This window comes from Coleofasciculus sp. LEGE 07092, assembly GCF_015207375.1.
In the GTDB taxonomy this organism is placed as follows: Bacteria; Cyanobacteriota; Cyanobacteriia; order Cyanobacteriales; family Coleofasciculaceae; genus LEGE-07092.
Map to the genome: position 1 here is coordinate 1 of NZ_JADEWY010000028.1, position 20,569 is coordinate 20,569.

Below are 20,569 nucleotides of genomic sequence, written 5' to 3' on the forward strand. Positions count from 1 at the left end.
GTGCTGGGGTGCTGGGGTGCAGGGGGGCAGAGGTGCAGGGGAGATGAGTAACACCTCAAAAATCTCCTTGTCTCCTTGTCCCCTTGTCTCCTTGTCCCCTTGTCCCCTTGTCCCCTTGTCCCCTTGTCCCCTTAAATGAATCTACTCAAACCGCTGTCGCTGAGGCGACCAACGCTTTAAACTGTAGAAACTTTTCCCATCCAAAACTAAAGCCGCAGAACCACCATCTCCCAAATCTGCGATCGCAGTTAAGGAAGTGCTAGCATCCTTAGAAAATTCACTGTAAAGCAAAACCCCCCGCTCGGAGAAAATAAGAGTGCGGGGTTTGTACTGCTTAGAGTCCTGTTCTGGTCGTTTGATATCGAGTTTCCTTTCGCCTCCAGCAAGATTTTCATAGAGAGTCAACACGGCTTCCGGTTGGCTGTTACCCGTCAAATCGATGGGTTGAACTAACCAATGCCCCATCTCTTGCAGCATCACAGGCATACTGGGAAAGGTTTGAGACGATTGCTTGCCGCTTTTGACTAACTCGCTCCAGAGGACTGGCATAATCGCTGTCACCCACTGCGGTTGTAGCTGATTCAGGTCGGATAAGCTAATCGAACCGGGTTCTAACCAGCGCAGGGCGGTTTCCGTGTAAGCCAAAGGGCGGCTTTGTTTTTCCGCAGGTAAGGCATCTCCGGCGGCTAAAAGCTGGATGATACCACCTCGGTAGGAAACAGCTTTGACCATTGCTATGATCGACTCTTGGCGTCCGTCGGCAGTGGAGACGGCTATTTGAATGCGGGGGTCGGTGTCTAAGCCTAGATATTTCCACAACTGCCTGCCTGGGTCAACCGTGGACAGTTGCAAATTGCTAAACGGTGCCTGCCGCCAGCGTTGACCGTCGTTAAATGCAGCAACTTGCACCTGATACCAGATATGCTGGGGTTCTTTCTGCAAAGTGGGTAGCGGATTTTTTAAGGCACTTAATGGGTTAGTGAGGGGTTTGGAGCTGGATTGTGGAGATAGTTCCCCCGCTCCCGGTTGCAACCAATCTTCAGGCTTGACATTTTTAAGAGATTGTGCAGTACCAACAATCTGACTCAAATGAGTGGTGATGGGTGAAGCCTGTACCAATGCTGCATCCAGATAGCCAACGAAGGCGTAAATGTCGGCATAATCGTCGGGTGTGGTAGTTTCAGGTTGGGTAGACGGGAGTTGTTTCAACCAGGCAGTTGCGCGATCGCGTCCTTCTTGAATAGTGAGAATTAATGCTCCCCAGGTTTTCGCACTGCGATCGTCAGAATTTGCCTTGAGTGCTGCTTCCACCCGTTGCCATAAGCCCCCAGAATCACTCTTCAGCAGCGCAGCGATTTTCTGTAGGGCTTCCGCATCACTGCCTGAGGCTTGAACCACTTGCAACGCAGCCACCCAGCGACCATCGATGAGATAGGCTAAAATTTGCTGGCTGGGAGTTGCCCAAATTTGATTGGCTTGAGACTCAGTAAACTGGGCATGGAGTCGAATGACATCCATTTGGGCTTGGGCTGCAACTAACTCATTAATTTTGCTTTCTGGCTGCAACCACCGGAGTGCTGTAGACCACAACCCATTACGAGCCAGCATCAGCGCTTTGCGATAGGTTGGAGTATCTAATGCTGGTTGTGCTAACGAAATTTCTTCGAGAGCAATCGGGTTGGGGACAAATTGGCGGGGTTGAATCTGGTAAACCTTAAACTGGGGTTCTAAATCAACGGTTTGATTGATCACCAGTTCCGGCGTTGATTCCCCCGTTACTTGCTGCCAATAGGGTTGGGACTCGTTAGGGCTAGTCCACTCGACCATGACGCTCAGGTGCGTGTAGTCAGGGTTGTAGTGAATGATCTGCCCGTAATTCATCGGGGAACCGTCTCTCCTTTGCTGCCCCCAGAGATTGAACCACAGCCCCGTAGCTGGGGCGCGGTCGTCCAAGCGATCGAGTTTTTTTAAGGGTAAGGTATGGGAGGCACCCACATTCGTGGCTTCAGTATCGGCGAGGGAAGATAGTACGAAATATTCTTCGGGTGGGGTAATGGTTAGTTGATGAACCAGTTGGTAAGTTGTTTCAGTGCGGCTAGGTAGAGTGGGTTGGTAGACCCGGAGTTCGACGATTTGGAGGCAATTGGTCTGGCAGTTTGGCTGGGATTTCAATAGGGGCAGCAGGATGGGTGATTCCGGAAACGGCTCTCCCGTGTTGAGGGAGATGGACTCTCCGGCAACTAGTCCTTTGTCGCGAACTTCATTTTGAATTGCTCTCAGAGTTTGTGGAGGTGAAGCATCGGCAATAGGGATGCGCGTCCATTCCGGCAAAAATTGATTCAACCAAGAAACAGAATTGGGATCGATTGTCAAGCGAATTGCTAGCCAGATACTCCCTGCGATCGCCGCACTCATTGTCATTAAAGCAGCGATCGCGCCCAGTTTTACCAGACAACCGCTGACGGAAGATTTTTTAGTGATCTGTTGTCTTTTGTACTTACTCGTAACCACTGATGTTGTTACCCCTCTTCCCCGCTTCAAAGGATATTTGCCTATATTACGGCAAACTCTACTTCTCCTTATTAACAGTCAATAATGGGTAAACCTATCCGTTGCTTCAATCAACGCACTGCGAATTCCCGGTTCCGTCATAGAATGTCCAGCATCAGGAACGACAATCAACTCGGCTTCAGACCAAGCACGATGCAACTCCCACGCCGATATCATGGGACAAACCACATCATAACGTCCCTGAACGATAACACCGGGAATATGGCGAATGCGATCGCAATTTTGCAACAACTGGTCTTCTGAGTCAAAAAAGCCCTGGTTAACGAAGTAATGACATTCAATTCGGGCAAAGGCATCGGCAAACTGACTCTGTCCAAACTTCTGCATCAGGTTTGAGTCTTGTAAAAGCTTACTAGTACTGGCTTCCCAGATTGACCAGGCACGCGCCGCTTCTAGGCGAGTTTGTAAGTCGGGACTGGTTAGGCGCTTGTAATAGGCTTGAAGTAGGTCCTGCCGTTCGTCTTCGGGAATGAGTTTCAGATAGTTCTCCCAAGCATCTGGGAAGATATAACTCGTTCCTTCCTGATAAAACCAACGGATTTCCTTTTGCCTCAGCATAAAGATGCCACGCAGGATGAGTCCCCGGCAGCGTTCTGGATGGGTTTGACTGTATGCCAGTGACAGAGTGCTACCCCAACTGCCGCCAAAGACAACCCACTGTTCGATTCCCAGTTTTACCCGCAGTTTTTCAATATCGCTTACCAAGTCCCACGTCGTATTCTGTTCTAGTTCCGCATGGGGAGTACTTTTACCACAACCCCGTTGGTCAAACATCACGATTCGCCATTGAGTGGGGTTAAAGTATTGGCGATAGAAGGGTTGGCTACCGCCTCCAGGTCCGCCATGTAACACTACCACGGGCTTGCCCTTTGGATTCCCGGATTCTTCATAATAGAGGGTGTGTAAGTTAGAAACGTTTAAGGTTCCTTGGTTATAGGGTTTGATGGGAGGATAGAGGTCTCGCATAGTTCTGCTTTAGGTTATAACTACAACGACTGGCGGTTAGCTGTCTCTAGGTGGTAGCATCCTGACATACAACGACTTATAAGGATAGGAGTAGTGAGCCTAGTTCACAGGTTTAACAATAGTGTCAGTATGACGAGGTAGGTAACGTGAACAAGACATTTATAAGAGTAAATGCAAAGGGGAATCATCCCAAAACGGCGAAGACAAACCGTCGAGGTATCCCCTTAAGTAACTTAATGGGAATTTTGGGGATTGTAGGAATAAGTTGCTTGGGCTGCAAAAGTTCCTCACCACCTCCACCCAGTGAAACTCCAGCGTCTCTATTACCTCTACCAGAAATTCCAACTGCCCAAACCACTCCGTTAGAAATTCCAGCAGCTTCACCCACTTTACTAGAAAGTCAAGAGTCTCTTTCCACTGTGCCAGACAGGGGGGCTTTCCAGCCCACTCCACCCCCTATTCCTATCGTGCCAACGATAGCAGAAATGCCCAATTTTGCCTCACCTTCTCCAGAGAGTAAAGCCTTTTCACCTGCTCCGTCTAAACCTGAACCGTTCTCGCCACAACCATCCAAGCCTCAAACGTCTGAGGATAGCGATCGCACCATTAAAAGCTTACCCGATGGGGATTATTTTTATGGTGAATCCACTCAGTTAGACAGTCCTGGTAGTCGTTATTTAGTCTTTAGAAAAACAGGAAATTCACTCATTGGACAAGAGTACGTTTTTCAAACGGATAACAGTCATTGCTTTAAAGGAACAGCGAATGCTAGCACAATCGACAATGTAAAAATTGCCTACTTCGAGCCATCTACAGAAGGAGAGGGGGCTAAATGGTCGTTTGATGAAAGGCAGTCGATTAAAACTAGCGAACTCAATCCCCTCAATTTTGAAAAAGTACCTGAATTTGCAACTAGCAATTTACAAGAATGCATCAAGATTTTTGGCAACCCGACCGGGTAAATGACGTGAAATGGGTTATACAGGCATCTTGTCCGCTGTTATAGTTGAGTTAAAAGCTGCTATAATTATTAGCCCATTGGCTAAAGACACGCCAACTTTTATCAGGCATAATTAAAAAAGGGATACAGTTGCCTTCTCCCGATAAAAGAGGATACCGAACCAGCAGGGTATTTTCGAGAATGGGAGTTATGAATGCTCAAGCTCTATTGAACACAGGCGCTCTTTAAAGCGATGGTTTCAGTTTCCCAGACTCCTTGGGGAGACAAACCCTTAGGCGGACGCTATCAAGTTAGAGAACGACTGGGAGAAGGAGGGTTCGGTCAAACCTTTCTAGCACTGGATTTGCACTTGCCAGGTAATCCTCCCTGCGCGATCAAACAACTCAAGCCTCAGGCAAATGACACCGAAAGCTTGCAAACTGCCAGACGCCTCTTTGATACAGAAGCGCAAGTTCTTTATCAATTGGGCGACCACGACCAAATTCCCCGCCTTTTAGCCCATTTTGAAGAAGATCAGGAGTTTTATTTAGCTCAGGAATTTATCGAAGGCAAGCTTCTGAGTGAAGAACTAGCTTCCCGTCAGTATTGGTCGGAGGTTCAAGTTGTTGCCCTGTTGCAAGATATGTTGCACGTCTTAACATTCGTGCATCAGCAGAATGTTATTCACCGTGATATCAAACCTTCTAACCTAATTCGTCGCAAACACGATGGTAAATTGGTGCTAATTGATTTTGGGGCAGTCAAGCAAGTCAGTACCCAACTTATAGAACCCGAAGCCGAACAATTAGATGTAACGATTTCCATCGGCACCAAAGGCTATATGCCCAATGAACAAGTTGCCGGGAAACCTCGCTTCAGTAGCGATGTTTATGCTGTCGGTATCATTTGTGTCCAAGCCTTGACGGGGATTCACCCCAAACGCATTCAGGAAGACCCCCATACAAGCGAACTCAACTGGCGCAAACACGTTAAGGTTCTCAGACCAGAACTAGGGGATATTATTGATTGCATGGTACGTTATGATTTTCGCGATCGCTACCCGACGGCAGCAGAAGCCCTCTTAGCACTTCAGAACCTACCGACAGAACTGTTGGAATCCGTAACCCTATCCCAACTCCTAGGGACAGACACCTTAGAAAATCCTAGCTCTAAATCGCAACCCTCAGCCAGTCACCCAGACACGGTTGAGTCGGAAACAGAACCATCGTCCACCCAGCCTTGGATACGCGACTCCCATTCAGAAACCTCTCAACCCACTCTTGACGGCACAGATACCACAGTATCCCTGAGTCAACAACAGCAGCCCTCGTCTTCAACCACAATCCCCACAATTGTCATACCCGAGGAATCTCAGAGGCGGTTGATCAAACCCTGGATAGTTATGGGTGTCGGAGTGGCTGTCGGAGCAGTTGCGGCTTTCATGATACTCTATCCCACTCGTCAAACGGATGATCGCAGCGAGGCACCCTCTCCATCCCCAAGTCCTACCGAATCGCCTAAGCCAACAGCCACATCTCTACTCAAAGAAGCCGAACGCCTGCGGGAAGCTGAAGACTATCAGGAAGCCCTCTTATTTTACGATCGCGCGATCGCTCTCAAGCCAGACCTAGCCGAAGCCTATCGGGGGCGCTGCTACAGCTTCAACAAACTGGAACAACCGGCTGAGGCAATTGTCGCCTGCAATGACGCCCTCGATCTCAATCCCGATGACCCACAAGCCCTATTGGGCAAAGCCGATAGTATCAAACAACAGAACCGCCAGATACAAGCACTTCAACTTTACGAGAAAGTCACCCGACTCGATCCCAATTTAGCAGCAGGTTGGATTCGTTTTGGTATAGCACTACAGGATGTAGGACGTTCATCTGAGGCAATTGACGCCTTGGACACAGGAATCAAACTCAACCGTAACTCCGCAGATGCCTGGAGTACTCGCGGTGAGGCACTCTTGAACTTAGGGCGTACTGATGAGGCAATCCCCGCTTTGGACAAAGCCTTGCAAATTCAGCCCAACCATTCTAAAGCGTTAAAGCTGCGTCAGAAGGTGGCGAATGGGGAGTAGGGAATGGGGAGTAGGGAGTAGGGAATTCTAAATTGGCATCAATTCAAGGTTAAAAACTTCTCCAACGCAGCAACCATCAGGGGGGGCCAGCGGCGGACATTTTCTACCCAATCTATGTCCTTATACCGTCTGTCTAAACCCACGGCTGCTGCCCAATGACTTTCGGCTTCTCCCCGTTTGTCATCAACCCATAGTGCTGCGGTTAGTGCTGCTCGCACATCGGGAAACTGGGGATATTTGCGAATGATATTGCGCATCTCGCGGATTGCCTTTTCTTTATCACCAACTTGATAAAGGGCGAGGGCGTAGTTAGCACGGGCAAAGGCAAAGTTAGGGGCTAATTCTGCTGCTTTTTGGTAATTTGCGATCGCTTCCTTCCATTTTCCCTGTCCGGCTTTGGCATTTCCCAGATTGTTATACCCCATGGCGTCGTTGGGGTTGATGTCGAGTACTTTCTGATAATCTGCGATCGCATCCTCCCAACGTCCTTGCCCTTCATAGGCTGTGCCACGATTCAAATAAGGGTCAGCCGCATCGGGTGCTAACTCAATGGATTGATTAAAATCTGCGATCGCTTCTTTTAACTTATTTTGACTGACCCTAGAATTTCCCCGGTTACTCCAACCCACGGGATTGTCGGGCAACAAATCAATAAGCTGAGTCCAGTAGCTTTCAGCAGCAGGAAAGTCACCCAGTTCGGTAGCGGTAAACGCTTGTTGCCTGAGTTCGTTCAGTTGCTCAATCTGAGCCTTCGTCAAGTCAGGTATGGGAACTTGCGCCATTACCGGACTAGCCGAGCAAAAAACTAGCAATACACAAAATAACGTTAGAATCCAGCGAATCATAGATAAAAAGCCAATCGTTTGGAGAGTTGAGTACCAACAGTCGTTACAATGTCAAACGCGATACTGTTTGGGAAAGATTAGACCTCTTGCTTCAATAAATCCTGAAACCCCTCCCCAACCCTCCCCTTAGTAAGGGGAGGTAGCCTCCTTTTTCTTACTTCCCCCCTTAGTAAGGGGGGACTGAGGGGGGTCTTGCTTTGACTTTTGCAAGAAGTTTATTAACGAGCAACACATTTATTTACTTAATTTAATTTATTTTGCGGTTCAGATCCCCAACATCTCTAAGAACTCGGGGATCTACCTTGAAGATGTCTCTAGACCAGGTGAGCAGAAATAAGTGACCAGCTAAAATCCTCCTTGTCTCTCTTGAGGTGGTCAAAAACTTTTGACCAAATGTACTAGTCATACCCCAAATGCTTCCGCGCTGCTACCGTAGCCACACGACCACGGGGCGTGCGGTGTACATAGCCAATCTGCAATAAATACGGCTCATAAACTTCCTCAATGGTTTGAGCATCTTCTCCCGTCGCTGCTGCGACTGCCTCCAACCCCACGGGTCCCCCATTAAACTGTTCAATCATTACCGTTAGCACCAGCCGATCTGTCCAATCTAAACCCATAGGGTCTACATTAAACACTTCCAGGGCTTCTGCTGCCGCATCCTGATTAATGGATTCAACCTTCTTCACCTGTGCGTAGTCCCGCACTCGCTTCAGCAGGCGGTTGGCAATTCGAGGAGTGCCACGGGAACGGCGGGCAATTTCTTCAGCGCCATCTTCAGTAACGGGTGTTTTGAGGAGTTCGGCGGTGCGTTTTACAATTAAAGTCAGTTCATCGGGTTCGTAGAAACGCAGACGCTGGATCAAACCAAAGCGATCGCGCAACGGTGATGTTAAAGACCCGACGCGAGTTGTGGCACCCACTAGCGTAAACTTAGGGAGCGGGATGCTGCGAGTCCGAGCCGTTTGCCCCTTACCAATGGTGATATCTAGGCGATAATCTTCCATTGCTGGATAAAGCAATTCCTCGGTCATCCGTGAGAGGCGGTGGATTTCATCGATAAAGAGGATATCTCCGGGTTTCAGATTCACTAAGATACCCACAATATCTCGCGGACGTTCTAACGCCGGTGCAGCAGTAATTTTGCAGTTGGCTTCCATCTCCGTCGCCAAAATTAGGGACATGGTGGTTTTGCCCAATCCCGGCGGACCATACAAGAGCAGGTGATCTAATGCCTCATTTCTCCCTTTTGCCGCTGCGATCGCAATTTCTAAGACGTTCTTTAACTCTTTCTGCCCAATATAATCTGCCAACCGATGGGGACGGATACCTTCTTCTTGGTTCCCTGCCTCCTCAGCCGTTGCTGTAGCTAGCAAAAGGTCAGTATCGGTTTGCGTTTCGCTGAATTTGCGGCTACCCTTTTTTTTCTTCTTGGACTGGGGTTGGGGGTCTGGCTCTTGGAATTGTTGCCTGAACGAAGTTATTGCCATGACTTAAGCGTATCTTTTCATTTTTAATGAAGACAGCAAGACCGAAAAGGTTTAGATTAAGGAGGGACTCTGTATTATGGCATCACACACCGTAAGACAACTGATATGCTAGCTAAACGAATCTTACCTTGCCTGGATGTTAAGGCTGGGCGCGTAGTTAAGGGCGTCAACTTTGTCAATCTCCAGGATGCGGGCGATCCAGTGGAACTAGCCCAAGCTTATAACGATGCGGGTGCTGATGAGTTGGTATTTCTGGATATAACCGCCACCCATGAAGACCGGGATATTATCGTTGATGTTGTCTATCGCACAGCAGAACAGGTTTTTATCCCCCTAACCGTTGGCGGTGGTATCCAATCCTTAGAGACAATTAAATTATTGTTAAGAGCCGGAGCGGATAAAATCAGCATTAATTCAGCCGCCGTCCGCAATCCCGACTTTATTAATCACGCGAGCGATCGCTTCGGGAAGCAGTGTATCGTTGTTGCTATCGATGCTAGACGCCGTGAGGATATGAGCAATCCTGGTTGGGATGTTTATGTACGCGGTGGGCGGGAAAATACAGGACTAGACGCGATCGCTTGGGCAAAAGAAGTAGAACAACGGGGAGCGGGAGAGCTGCTTGTTACTAGCATGGATGCCGATGGAACCCAGGCAGGTTATGACTTAGAGCTAACTCGCACCATTGCCGATCAAGTGGAAGTTCCCGTTATTGCCTCTGGCGGTGCGGGAAATTGTGAACACATTCATCAGGCACTTACGGAAGGGAAAGCGGAAGCTGCACTGCTAGCTTCTCTCTTACATTATGGGCAACTAACGGTATCCCAGATTAAGGGCTATTTGCAGCAAAACCAAGTTCCAGTGCGGATGATTTAATGCTGGATCTTGCATCCCTGACCAGTTCTTAACGTTTGTTATGTATATCACACAATTGCACTATTTGCAGGTGTTTAGGCGACTGCTAGAATGAATGGGATGTTAAATTTCGTAAATTATGTTGATTGCTATTTTAATATTTGATATCGCTCTGGTTGCTTGGTCGCTGCACCTAATGCAACAAGCCTTTGATACCCGTGAATTTTCCTTTATGCTGGCTGGTACGCTGGTTGCCATGTCAGCGGCTGCCATGTTAGTTGTTTACTTTCTAATGAACAGCTACTTGGGCTATGTGAGTCGCCTCGCTCAATCTCCTAACCTTTTTTATTAAATAGCGAGAATAGCTGCAATTGTAGTTATGAGAGGTAACTTGACGAAATTAACATATCGAGGCATTATGGAGAATGCTGCGGCGCGGGGCTATAGCTCAGTTGGTAGAGCACCTCAATGGCATTGAGGGGGTCAGCGGTTCGAGTCCGCTTAGCTCCATAAGAAAATAGTTCTTGAGAATTACCTATTCCTGTGACTTTACGCCTAACCTTCCATCCCCCAAACACGATCGCACCTTTTCATCAAACAGTTTCTATTCCTGGTGACATAGTGTATCTGGGGAAAGGGAAGACGCTATCGCACCTGGGAGACTGTCACCTTTAATTTTGGTGTAGGGGCGACCCGCACCGCATCAATTAACAACGGTGTCCGCTTAATTTGATCGGGTCGCCCTTTATTCAATTCCCTGTGTCAAACGGTAGTTTTTGAGTGGTTATATGCGTTCCTGGATAGGCTCCCATCGCACTTTGGTGGGGAATCGCTTTTATTCCTGGTGAGAAGGTTACTGTAGAAGAAATCACTCAAGATTTAATCAATTATCTTCAACGGGTTAAGGCTGGAGAAAGTTTTGTGATTTTTCAAGCAGACCAACCGATTGCGAAAATTATTTCGGCTAAATCTGAGGGGATTTCAGATGCTTTTGATGCTTTTCGCTCCAGAATCATTTCAGAAGGAATTGATTTAGATAGCGATGAAATTTTTGCCAATGTCCGGGACTACACCCCGACTCCTGAAAAACCTTGCTGGTGATGAATATAAAATTCCTCCTGGATACCAAAAATAACTTGTTGGATGGGAATTACCTAGGCGACTTGCTAAAATAAAATCTGATCCGGTTTTAGGCTTTACGAATGTCCACTGAAACAACCCACATTGCCCATCAAATTGCTAGCTTGGCGTGGCGCGATCGCCTGATATTACTCTGGCAAATTCTCCAGAGTTTTTTCCCATTCTCTAATCGACTGACCGGTTCACGCAGTGTAAGTCAGCAATCATCAAACACCCATCGAGCCAACTTAACCAAGGCTCTGTCTGAACTGCAACAAATTTGCACAGAAGAAAATTATACTCTAGACGTTCCAAGCCGCTTCAATCGAACCAATCCGTTCAGCGATGACTAAAGATGCAGATTCTCTGCGATACCAATATTATCAGCGAACTCGCTCGTCCCGCCCCCAATCCACAGGTTTTAGCCTGGAGTCAAGAGCTTTCATTAATAATCGTTAGTGTCATCACCCTTGAAGAAATTGCCTACGGACTTAGTGCTAAACCGAATCCCAGAGTCCAAGCTTGGTTAGAAGACTTTTTGGCAACCTACTGCTCCATCTTACCAATTACATCAGAAATTGCACAAATCGCTGGTCAGCTAAGGGGCTATCTCAAAACAAAAGGAAAGCCTCGCGTTCAAGCGGATATGCTAATTGCAGCGACAGCAAAACACTATCAATTACCTCTCGCAACCCGCAATATTCGAGATTTTGAAGATTGTGGAATTTCACTCATCAATCCCTTTCCGGATTAGTTGATAGGAAAGGATGGGGTGATCGCACGCTGAGAATAGAGGGGATGCGATCGCGTGGGAGTCCAGGTATTTGTAGGGGCGGGCGCGAGCCGCTTAATTTCGATGTTTGTGATAACGTTTTAACAAAACCCGCCCTGACTCAAAATGGAGGTGTGTTTTAGACGATCGCTCTTTTGATCAGGAATTAGTGCAAACCGGGAGGGAAAGGGCGATCGCCTCTAGGGAAGAAGGAGTGATCAACGCTGAAAGTCAGGCTCTCAAAAGAATGGTTTATCTCACGGTAGTTTGAGATATAGTTGGACTTTTACGGAATTTGAAGGACTGACGATTGAAAATTGGTTTGTTTAGCAGGCGATCGCTCTGTGCAAATCCGAACATCTCCAAGGCTCTGATTCCATGTCAAAATAGTATTGAAATCAAATGATTCAGGTTTCGCCGATGACTGTGGCTCAAGTGAGTAGCAACTATGAAATTGAGATTCCGGTGACGGTTCGAGAAGCATTAAAGCTGAAACCGGGGGATGCCTTAGAAATCAAAGTCGTGGATGGTGCTGTGGTGATGATGCCCGTTCCTAGTTATACATCGCGCCTGTTTGCCAAGCATCAAAATCTCTGGCGGGGGGTGGATGCTGTTGCCTATATTCGTGGGGAACGGGAGTCATGGCGCGATTAGATGACCTTGATGGGGTTGCGATCGCTCTCGACAGTGTGATTTTCATTTATGCTTTAGAAGGAAATCCAGAGTTTGGCGAACTAGCTCGGAAAGTTTTGGAGATGATTGAGCAAGGGAAATGTCAGGGGGTTGTCTCTGATTTGGTGCTGGCTGAATTAATGGTTAAACCCTTGCGAGATGGATATCCTGACATTGCCGAAGAATATGCTCAGGATTTACCCCGTTTTCCTAATCTGAGGTTTTGCCCGGTGACTCAGGCGGTGGTGATTGCAGCCGCCCGGTTACGAGGAAATAGCAATCTGGGCTTGATTGATGCTCTACATTTGGCGACGGCTGTGGAAGCTGGATGCAGGGTTTTTCTAACCAATGATGCTACACTTCGTTATCCCAACGTGGGTTTAGAGATTTGGATGCTTCGAGATATTGAAGATTGATAGATTGACATCATCAGAAATTAGTGCGGATTCAGGGGGAGGGCGATCGCACGCTGGGAATAGAGGGGATGCGATCGCGTGGGAGCCTAGATATTTGTAGGGGCGGGCGCGAGCCGCTTAATTTCGATGTTTGTGATAACGTTTTAACAAAACCCGCCCTAGCTGAAAATGGAGGTGTGTTTTAGGCGATCGCACCTCAGCGTTGAAGAACTCCCATTCCTTTTGACATAGTATATCTGGGGAAAGGGGAAAGTGCGATCGCAATCCTCTCCCATATCCCGAACGCGATCGCACATTCAATCGATCCCGATCACGCGAATCGCACGCTGGGAATAGAGGGGATGCGATCGCGTCCGCCCTGACTCAAAATGGAGGTGTGTTTTAGGCGATCGCTGTTTTGATCAGGGATTGGCGCTAACCGGGAGGGAGAGGGCGATCGCACTTTCCTGGATAGGCTTCCATCGCACTTTGGTGGGGAACGCTTTTATTCCTGGTGAGATGGTGTATCTGGGGAAAGGGGAGGCGCGATCGCAACTCCTCCATGCTCATTTTTCTAGCTGACTTGGGGTTCCAGGAAACCTTCCTGCCAAACTCCCACATTCGCCGGAAGTTCAACAGCTTGATGGTTGTGGAATTTTGCCACTAACTTTGATATCTTCAGGGCTACTATTGGGTTAAATTTGAATACGTTTAAGAACGAATCATCTCCCTGGGTAACTTGAATTGGGTAATCGGCAATTGGCGTTGTTTTTACAGTCATGGTAAATTGATGGAGGTCTGTGCCAATTTTTACTCTGATATTAAAGTTTCCCCAGTTTTGTGTAGGTTTAATTGATAGTAATTGTACATTCATTGTTGGCTTCTCGAAAAAACGGCTTCAGTTGTCCAGTATTTTAAAAAGTTATCTATTGTCATTCTATATCGGCTTCCTTGCCAAGGGTCACGAATTAAGGCATATCCAGCAGCATCAATACCATCAACTACGACTAAATGTCCTATTCCTGCACCCATTTCCCAAAGGACAGCCGCCCACGATCCGGTTGTGTTTAAAATCTCAAAGAGTTGGGAATGTGTAGCACCTGGTAGCTCCAATGAACCGCCTTCCCACTGGCGGGACGGATCGGGGTCGAGGGTGTTAAGCGCTATTGCCAGTACCTGACAACTTACTGGTATTCCAGTTATTGTCTCAATCGCGCTTTGACTACTATTAATTTTACGGTCTTTTAAGAGCATTGCGCCACAGGCGATTCCACAAGATAAATCCCCTTGCTGTTCTATGACAGATGGATCGAGAATTTCGTCAATGACGGGCCAATTACCTCCAGCACCTGCTTGTTCGGGATACATCCTGTCGTTTTCCTATACCCATTGTATTGCTGGTAAGAGTATAGGTGATGACTGAGATGGTGTGAAAATGATGGCAGACTAAGGAAGACGCGATCGCAATCCCCACCCATCCCCAAATGCGATCGCACTTCGACACCCTCAAGCTTCCATTCCTGGTGATCGGGTGTATCTGGGGAATGGGAAAACGCGATCGCAATTCTCACTCATCCCCAAATGCGATCGCACCTTTTCATCTTTTAGGCGATCGCACATTCAATCGATCCCGATCACGCGATCACACTTGGTCAACTTGCTTTGTTCGCAGCTATTTTTTTGGCTTCTAGGACTTCCATTCGCGCTAGGGTAGTTGCAGCTTCTGCTAGATACAGTGCAGTCATGGCTCGAATTGAGGGGTCATTCTCGCGACGCAGTTCTTGGGAGAGGGTAAAAACTCTCGTTCTATAGGCTTCGATAGATTCTGAATCGATCGCGTATTTCATCGGTTTAACTATCCAGGCTATGTGATGTGACTTGGATTCTCAGAAGTTGACGTTCGGCTTCTGAATAAATATATCGTACTTCTAAAAGTTCTCTAGCTAAGAGTTCCATTTCCTGTTCGGCTTCAGGTGGATTTAGTGCTGGATGTTTGGCAACAGCTATATAGTTGCCTAATGGCAAGTTATAGAAATGAGCATCACCAAACCGAAGATTGACAGACTGTTCGTCGTAAATCAGTCCGTCTTTTTTGACAAGTGCGATAACTGCTACACCGTCAATTGAGGTCATGGCGACTCCTGCCTCATTGCGAATCACAATTAATATATCTGACATATCCCCATTTTACGGGCAGGTAGCGCTCTCAATCCATTTCCCAGGTGATTGCACTTTTACTGAATCTCTATCATGCGATCGCACCTTTTCATCAAACAGCTTTCATTCCTGGTGACATGACGTATCTGGGGAAAGGAAAGACGCGATCGCTCTGTGTAAATCCAAACATCCCCAAGGCTCTGATTCCATGTCAAAATAGTATTGATTTTCTCATTTTTCGGGCAGTTTAATCGATGAACATATCTTTGACACCTGAACTCGAGCAATTTATTGACTCAACCGTCAAAAGGGGTAGGTATTCATCTCCTAGTGAAGTTATTCAGGTGGCTTTACGATTGCTAGAGGAACGCGAGATGGAACGTTTACTACGATTAGAGGAACTCAGAAAGGAAATTGCTATTGGCATTGAACATTCGGATCAAGGAGATATATTTGATGGAGAAGAAGTGATTAGAGAACTCAGACAAGAAATTCGACAGTCAGAACAGGGTGCATAATGGGCAACTATAGTTTTAGTGCGCCGGCTCGGCAAGATTTAAGGCAAATTAAAAACTATATGGCACAGTTTAGTTTAAGTGCGGCTAGTCGTTTTCTTGACGCTTTTGAGGAAAAATGCCGTTTGTTAGCGGATTTTCCGGAAATGGGACGTTCTCGTGAGGAACTCGCTCCTAGTTTACGTAGTTTACCTGTGGATAAATATGTCATTTTTTACCGCCAGATTGAAAATGGCATCCAAGTGGAACGGGTGTTGAGTGGTTACAGAGATTTAGACGAAGTTTTTTCTGAGGATGAGGAGAATTAAAGCGATTGCAAAGGTTGTTTTATGGGCTATCTAGGGAAAAGACGCGATCGCACGCTGGGAATAGAGAAAGTGCGATCGCGTGGAAGCCCAGGTATTTGTAGGGGCGGGTTTAGGTGCTTGATTTTAATGTTTGTGATAACGTTTCAACAAAACCCGCCCTGACTCAAAATGGAGGTGTGTTTTAGGCGATCGCGCTTTTGATCAGGGATTGGCGCTAACCAGGAGAGAGAGGGCGATCGCACGCTGGGAATAGAGAAAGTGCGATCGCTTTGATATCATCCTGGAATTCTATTTAAAGTGGGCCAGGGATTTTCCTGCTTACCATTAGCTACTACAGCAAAGTGAGTATGGCGTCCACGTGGGCCCGAAGGTCTAGTGTAACCGCTATAACCTTCCACGCCAATGAAATCCCCTGCATTGACAGTTTGTCCTTTTTTAAAATTAGGATTAAAACTTTCAAAATGGAGATATCGGAAGGTTTTCTGCAATTGGGCATTCCAGATGTCAATGTACTTGCCACCATACTGATCTGTACCCATGAAGTTAATAACTCCATTGGCTAAAGCATAAACTTTGTAGGGATATGAGCCTTGGTTTACAGAGTCAATTGCTTGGTGAGTTGAATTAGGATACTGGGTGATTTCGCCTTTGCCATGACCATACAGGCGTTGGAGGAATTGTGTGTCACTGGTGATTGGTCCACCGCCATTATTCCCGCCGCCACCATTACTACTCCCTTCACTGACATAATAAGCAGCAACGTAACCAACAGTATCGCCAACTTTAACCTTATACCAATCTGTCCGATTATCCGGCTGGTAAGCACCCCCAGAAACTTTTTCCAGAATGGTTAAATTAGTTCCATTTGGCAACTTACTAATCCTCGCTCCACTCAAAGAAGGACTACGACGGAAATTCAGACCGATACTGGAATTAACATATCCTGGTTTACTTGTCGTTCCACCACCCGGATTTCCCCCAGGTTGAATTGGCGGTTTAGATTTGGGATAGCCAAAAATGTAAGCACTGGGAACCCAATAAGCCTTCCCATTACGCCAGTAACGATACCACAGAGCATCAGATTTACCTGTCCAGATGTCAGTTACAGACTCTCCATACTTCCATCCGTCAAAGTGGAGTGTCTTTTTGTAAGGTTCCGCTAAACCACTCCGATCTGAATGCTTCGGACTATTGCGAAGCGCGACACCAATAGAAGGACCAACCCAGCCAGAGAAAGATTCTGCATGGAACCCTGAAGGTTGACTCGGTGACGAATTGTCAGAAGTTACATCAACATAGTAAGCCGCAACATATCCTTTTTTTCCATTAGCTTCTACCTGATACCAATCATTCCGAGAACTCCCCGTCGGTGTCGTGTAGCTTCCTCCCGTAACCGATTTCAAAATCTTCAGAGATGTTCCCTTGGAGAGTGACCCAATAATCGTTGCACCCACATAAGAATCAGCACGGAAATTCAAGGATATAGAGCCTACCTTAGAATTCACAACACCCGATTTTGTGGGAGATGGATTCGGTTTTGGTGTAGGTGCAGGCTTACTCGGTGGAGGTGTAGAACCTGTGGCATTACCTGTCAAGAATTTCTCAATTCCACGCGCCACAGCATGAGCCGCTTTTTCCACATTGGCACGGCTCATTCCGGCTGCATCGATAAATAAAGATTCAACCAAAACGGCGGGAACATTCGTTGGCGCATTACGCAGAACGGATAAATTCGCTGTCTTCACACCCCGATTAGGAATGATGGTGTCTGGGAAAATTGCATCTAACTCACTATTAATCGCTTTGGCGAGTTCAGCATCTTTAGCTGGCGCATTGGGATGGGAAAATACTTCATGCCCTTGAGCATTATTGTTAAATGCATTTTGGTGTAACGAGACAAAAATATCATGTCCCGCCGCCCGTTGACCAATTTGTGCCAGAGATAAGCGTTCATCTAACACTTTTACTTCGGCACCAAGTTGTCGTAAATGGTCAGCAACAATCTTAGCCTGATGTAAGTTTTCGACAGCTTCTGTTGTTCCATTCCCACTCGCACCAGGATCAAATCCATTGTTGTCGATTCCATGTCCGGGATCTAAGATAATTTTCTTCCCAGCTAGTGTCCTGACATTTTGAGTCGGCGTAGGTTGAGGTTTAGGTATTGAGGAAGTCCCTGTTCCTGATTGCGGTGCTTGAGAATTTAGTGTTTCATCAGGATTCTTATAGAACTTCTCAAATATCTGCTTAAGGAAGTTTTGCCAAGACGTACTCCCTGATGTGCCAAATACCTTCAAGAAATTAGTTAAGGCGGCTTGTTTTACTTGCTCTGGATTGGGTTCAGGTTCAGGTTCGGGTTCAGGTTCGGGTTGCGGTTGAGGTTGAGGTTCGGGTTCAGGTTCGGGTTGCGGATTGGGGTCATTCCCCGGTATATAAACCACTTGACCTACAGGTAATTGTGTTGCTTCCTCACTGGTAAAAGGTACATTTCCGGCTGCATCTTTGGTGATTTCTGTCCAACGATTTCCATTTTCTAACTCCCGTTGAGCAATTCCCCAAAGCGTGTCGTCGGCTTTCATTTCATAACGATAACGAACCGCCCGTTCCATCGGCGTGACTTTTCCTTCACCACTCCAAGTAATCGGAACAACTTGTAAATCGGGATTGTATTCTTCTGGTTTTGTCGCCTTAGCCAGATGAATTGCTGCCACCATATTTAGTAAGCCTGACCCGGTTTCTAAATCGGGATTTGCGGTTTTGAGATCAGTCGCCGTTGATTTGAGAATGTCAATCACTTGACGGTAACTTAACTCAGGGTTCGCCGCCCAAACTTGAGAGACTGATCCTGTAACTTGAGCCGTTGCCACCGAGGTTCCATCCATTGCGCCCAGATGATTTCCTACAGTGGACAAAACTGGATCTTCTAATGTACCGCTATCAGCAACAATATCTAAACCGTTGCCATAACTGGAATAATTAGCACGGTCAAATCCTTTCCAAGCTGAGGTTTCACCATCAATTTGTTCGGCAGAACCAACCGTAATGATGTTATCGAATTGTTGGGAAGCTTGCCCTAAAGCTGACATAACTCCGCCGTCATTTCCAGCAGCAACTGCCACTAAAACATTATTTTGGCGGGCATATTCTAACGCTGCCATTTCTACAGGCGTAAACTCATAACGAGTGGTAATGTTTCCATCCGCATCAATTTGGGTTAAATCCATACTCAGATTCACCACAGCATTGGGTTGACCCGATTCTTGCGCCGCATCGACAAATTCCACTAATGATTCTGCCCACTTGCCGGAACCCACCGCACGCCCAACCCATAAAGGTGCATCGGGATTAATGCCATCAATGCCAATATCATTGTCTTGAGTTGCCCCAATAATACCTAATACATGAGTGCCATGTTCATTCCCCTCACCTGCTGTAAGCAGAGGGTTATCATCGCTATCAATCCGGTCTTGCCCTAAACTAATTCGGCTATAGTCAATATCAGGATTATTTTCACTGAAGCCTGTATCAATAATGCCGATTAACGGCTGATTTTCTTTAGGAAACTTATACCGGACAGATTCAGCAAGTTCAGAAACTGTTGTCGGTTCGGTGACAATTTCACTATTGTTAACGGGTTCATCGATAACAACATCAGTTAACTCATCAGTCGTGGGTTCGGTAATGATTTCACCCTCATCGACTAAAATCTCATCTGTTGGGGATTCTCCGACCAATTCATCCGTTAATAGTCCGCCATCATCAGGCGTATCCGGCGTGATATAAGGTTCGGCATAATCAATCAACGCTTGACCCAAATCAGTCTCCCGCCAATCTTGATTCGGATCAACCACATCATCCATCAACGCGGCTTCCCCAGTAGCCCCGCGCACTTGGAAAATAACATCGTTATAATCCCCATCCGACTGGGTATCCACCCGCAAATCTTCCATCACAAAGGTACTTCCATCCCCGGTGACATCGGCAATTTGCCCCACATGAAACCCATCATCTGGATTCGCTGTCGCCATAGAAAATAGGGGACGCGCCGCCCCTCCCACATCCGGATTATCAAACACCCGTTGCACCGTACTCTTGGGAACCAGCATGAAACCAAACTCATCCCCTGGACGCATTTGGACTGTCTTAACTCCCAGATACTCTCCAGAATTCTTGTCGCTTTCTCCTAATTCACCAAAGAACCGCGCCCCCTCCGTTTGGTCACTAATCACAATATGACCTAATTCTGAATCGCTCAACGCACGAGACGCCGCTTCCTGAATAAACGCCTCCGAACCCGGTTCAAACTCCTCCATCCCCTCTAAACTAAAGATAGCGAGTTCACCTTCATATCCCCCACCATCAAAGAGGAAATCAACACTAACGTCCCCAGTTTCACCTACCGTAAACACCCCGGATTCAAAGATAGGACTAGAAGTATCGAACCCAGTTAACAGCGCCTCCTCAGTCACTTCCCCATCCGTCACCTCATCAAGTGACGTAACAAAGGGAATATCTTCTAACTCCCCTACCTCATCAACCGGAGAAACTAAAGAAATATCCTCTAAATTATCATCCAGACTATCCCAAGCACTCTCCTCAATCTCCGGCATATCAATATCAGCCAAGGAGTCAGCAGATAGATCAATATCCACTAAATCTATCGGATTATCCGTGCCATCCAACAACCCACTCGGCGTTAAAATCGGTTCCAGGATAAAAGCTTGCAGTAAATCCTGACCCTTCGGCGCAAATCCTTTAGCGTCAGGACGCTTCTTTGAGGAAAAACTAAACCAAGACATAGATGAACCTCTTGATAAATAGTGCTGGAAAAATTAAGGAAACACTGGGATATTATTAGTCATTCCAGAAAACGGTCTTCCGGAT

General features: G+C 46.9%; 22 protein-coding genes and 1 tRNA gene. 12 read left to right on the forward strand and 11 right to left on the reverse strand.

Annotation, left to right across the window (positions count from 1 at the left end; genetic code table 11):
- Positions 1-141: 141 nt before the first annotated feature.
- Positions 142-2,511 carry a hypothetical protein gene (locus IQ257_RS09080; RefSeq protein ID WP_193874864.1) on the reverse strand — a complete coding sequence of 790 codons (2,370 nt, stop codon included), beginning with the start codon at positions 2,509-2,511 and terminating at the stop codon, positions 142-144.
- Positions 2,512-2,589: 78 nt separating this feature from the next.
- Positions 2,590-3,537, reverse strand: coding sequence for a prolyl aminopeptidase (gene pip / locus IQ257_RS09085; RefSeq protein WP_193874862.1), 948 nt, complete (start codon positions 3,535-3,537; stop codon positions 2,590-2,592).
- Positions 3,538-3,683: 146 nt separating this feature from the next.
- On the opposite strand from pip, the gene IQ257_RS09090 reads away from it, so the two are divergent.
- Complete coding sequence (locus IQ257_RS09090; RefSeq protein WP_193874860.1) at positions 3,684-4,499, forward strand: hypothetical protein; 816 nt, start codon at positions 3,684-3,686, stop codon at positions 4,497-4,499.
- A 231-nt stretch (positions 4,500-4,730) separates the two neighbouring features.
- Positions 4,731-6,560, forward strand: a complete 1,830-nt coding sequence (locus tag IQ257_RS09095; RefSeq protein WP_193874858.1) for a protein kinase domain-containing protein — start codon at positions 4,731-4,733, stop codon at positions 6,558-6,560.
- A 38-nt stretch (positions 6,561-6,598) separates the two neighbouring features.
- Here the strand turns inward: IQ257_RS09095 and IQ257_RS09100 are convergent, their stop codons facing one another.
- Complete coding sequence (locus IQ257_RS09100; protein ID WP_193874856.1) at positions 6,599-7,405, reverse strand: tetratricopeptide repeat protein; 807 nt, start codon at positions 7,403-7,405, stop codon at positions 6,599-6,601.
- 398 nt (positions 7,406-7,803) lie between these two features.
- Complete coding sequence (gene ruvB, locus IQ257_RS09105; RefSeq protein ID WP_193874854.1) at positions 7,804-8,895, reverse strand: Holliday junction branch migration DNA helicase RuvB; 1,092 nt, start codon at positions 8,893-8,895, stop codon at positions 7,804-7,806.
- Positions 8,896-9,000: 105 nt separating this feature from the next.
- Here ruvB and hisF point away from each other — a divergent pair, with 105 nt between their 5' ends.
- The 8 genes from hisF to IQ257_RS09145 all read left to right on the forward strand — a co-directional run bounded on the left by hisF (position 9,001) and on the right by IQ257_RS09145 (position 12,729).
- On the forward strand, positions 9,001-9,771 hold the full coding sequence (gene hisF, locus IQ257_RS09110; RefSeq protein WP_193874852.1) for an imidazole glycerol phosphate synthase subunit HisF: 771 nt from the start codon (positions 9,001-9,003) through the stop codon (positions 9,769-9,771).
- Positions 9,772-9,889: 118 nt separating this feature from the next.
- Positions 9,890-10,102 (forward strand): hypothetical protein, encoded by a 213-nt coding sequence (locus tag IQ257_RS09115; RefSeq protein ID WP_193874850.1) that lies wholly within the window; start codon positions 9,890-9,892, stop codon positions 10,100-10,102.
- A gap of 85 nt (positions 10,103-10,187) precedes the next feature.
- Positions 10,188-10,260: transfer RNA gene (locus IQ257_RS09120), tRNA-Ala, on the forward strand.
- A gap of 411 nt (positions 10,261-10,671) precedes the next feature.
- A complete protein-coding gene (locus IQ257_RS09125) occupies positions 10,672-10,851 on the forward strand; it encodes a hypothetical protein (RefSeq protein WP_228060556.1) in 180 nt (59 codons plus the stop codon).
- Positions 10,852-10,952: 101 nt separating this feature from the next.
- Complete coding sequence (locus IQ257_RS09130; RefSeq protein WP_193874848.1) at positions 10,953-11,222, forward strand: hypothetical protein; 270 nt, start codon at positions 10,953-10,955, stop codon at positions 11,220-11,222.
- A 2-nt stretch (positions 11,223-11,224) separates the two neighbouring features.
- Positions 11,225-11,623, forward strand: coding sequence for a type II toxin-antitoxin system VapC family toxin (locus IQ257_RS09135; protein ID WP_193874845.1), 399 nt, complete (start codon positions 11,225-11,227; stop codon positions 11,621-11,623).
- 420 nt (positions 11,624-12,043) lie between these two features.
- On the forward strand, positions 12,044-12,295 hold the full coding sequence (locus IQ257_RS09140) for an AbrB/MazE/SpoVT family DNA-binding domain-containing protein (RefSeq protein WP_193874843.1): 252 nt from the start codon (positions 12,044-12,046) through the stop codon (positions 12,293-12,295).
- Entirely contained in the window at positions 12,283-12,729 is a 447-nt protein-coding gene (locus IQ257_RS09145; RefSeq protein WP_193874841.1) for a type II toxin-antitoxin system VapC family toxin, read from the forward strand. The genes IQ257_RS09140 and IQ257_RS09145 overlap by 13 nt, the downstream gene beginning before the upstream one ends.
- A gap of 414 nt (positions 12,730-13,143) precedes the next feature.
- On the opposite strand, the gene IQ257_RS30705 is transcribed toward IQ257_RS09145, so the two are convergent.
- The 6 genes from IQ257_RS30705 to IQ257_RS29955 all read right to left on the reverse strand — a co-directional run bounded on the left by IQ257_RS30705 (position 13,144) and on the right by IQ257_RS29955 (position 15,080).
- Complete coding sequence (locus IQ257_RS30705) at positions 13,144-13,278, reverse strand: hypothetical protein (RefSeq protein ID WP_265584492.1); 135 nt, start codon at positions 13,276-13,278, stop codon at positions 13,144-13,146.
- A gap of 4 nt (positions 13,279-13,282) precedes the next feature.
- Positions 13,283-13,582, reverse strand: a complete 300-nt coding sequence (locus IQ257_RS09150; RefSeq protein ID WP_193874839.1) for a hypothetical protein — start codon at positions 13,580-13,582, stop codon at positions 13,283-13,285.
- Positions 13,579-14,076 carry a papain-like cysteine protease family protein gene (locus tag IQ257_RS09155; RefSeq protein WP_193874837.1) on the reverse strand — a complete coding sequence of 166 codons (498 nt, stop codon included), beginning with the start codon at positions 14,074-14,076 and terminating at the stop codon, positions 13,579-13,581. Before IQ257_RS09155 ends, IQ257_RS09150 begins: the two co-directional genes overlap by 4 nt.
- 284 nt (positions 14,077-14,360) lie before the next feature.
- Positions 14,361-14,555, reverse strand: coding sequence for a hypothetical protein (locus tag IQ257_RS09160; protein ID WP_193874835.1), 195 nt, complete (start codon positions 14,553-14,555; stop codon positions 14,361-14,363).
- A gap of 4 nt (positions 14,556-14,559) precedes the next feature.
- The gene (locus IQ257_RS09165; protein WP_193874833.1) at positions 14,560-14,886 is read right to left on the reverse strand and encodes a hypothetical protein; all 327 of its coding nucleotides are present in this window, start codon (positions 14,884-14,886) and stop codon (positions 14,560-14,562) included.
- A 56-nt stretch (positions 14,887-14,942) separates the two neighbouring features.
- Positions 14,943-15,080 (reverse strand): hypothetical protein, encoded by a 138-nt coding sequence (locus IQ257_RS29955; RefSeq protein WP_228060557.1) that lies wholly within the window; start codon positions 15,078-15,080, stop codon positions 14,943-14,945.
- Between the two features lie 39 nt (positions 15,081-15,119).
- On the opposite strand from IQ257_RS29955, the gene IQ257_RS09175 reads away from it, so the two are divergent.
- A complete protein-coding gene (locus IQ257_RS09175) occupies positions 15,120-15,383 on the forward strand; it encodes a type II toxin-antitoxin system ParD family antitoxin (RefSeq protein WP_193874829.1) in 264 nt (87 codons plus the stop codon).
- Positions 15,383-15,688 carry a type II toxin-antitoxin system RelE/ParE family toxin gene (locus tag IQ257_RS09180; RefSeq protein ID WP_193874827.1) on the forward strand — a complete coding sequence of 102 codons (306 nt, stop codon included), beginning with the start codon at positions 15,383-15,385 and terminating at the stop codon, positions 15,686-15,688. Before IQ257_RS09175 ends, IQ257_RS09180 begins: the two co-directional genes overlap by 1 nt.
- 275 nt (positions 15,689-15,963) lie before the next feature.
- On the opposite strand, the gene IQ257_RS09185 is transcribed toward IQ257_RS09180, so the two are convergent.
- Complete coding sequence (locus IQ257_RS09185; RefSeq protein ID WP_193874825.1) at positions 15,964-20,484, reverse strand: S8 family serine peptidase; 4,521 nt, start codon at positions 20,482-20,484, stop codon at positions 15,964-15,966.
- Positions 20,485-20,569 lie beyond the last annotated feature (85 nt).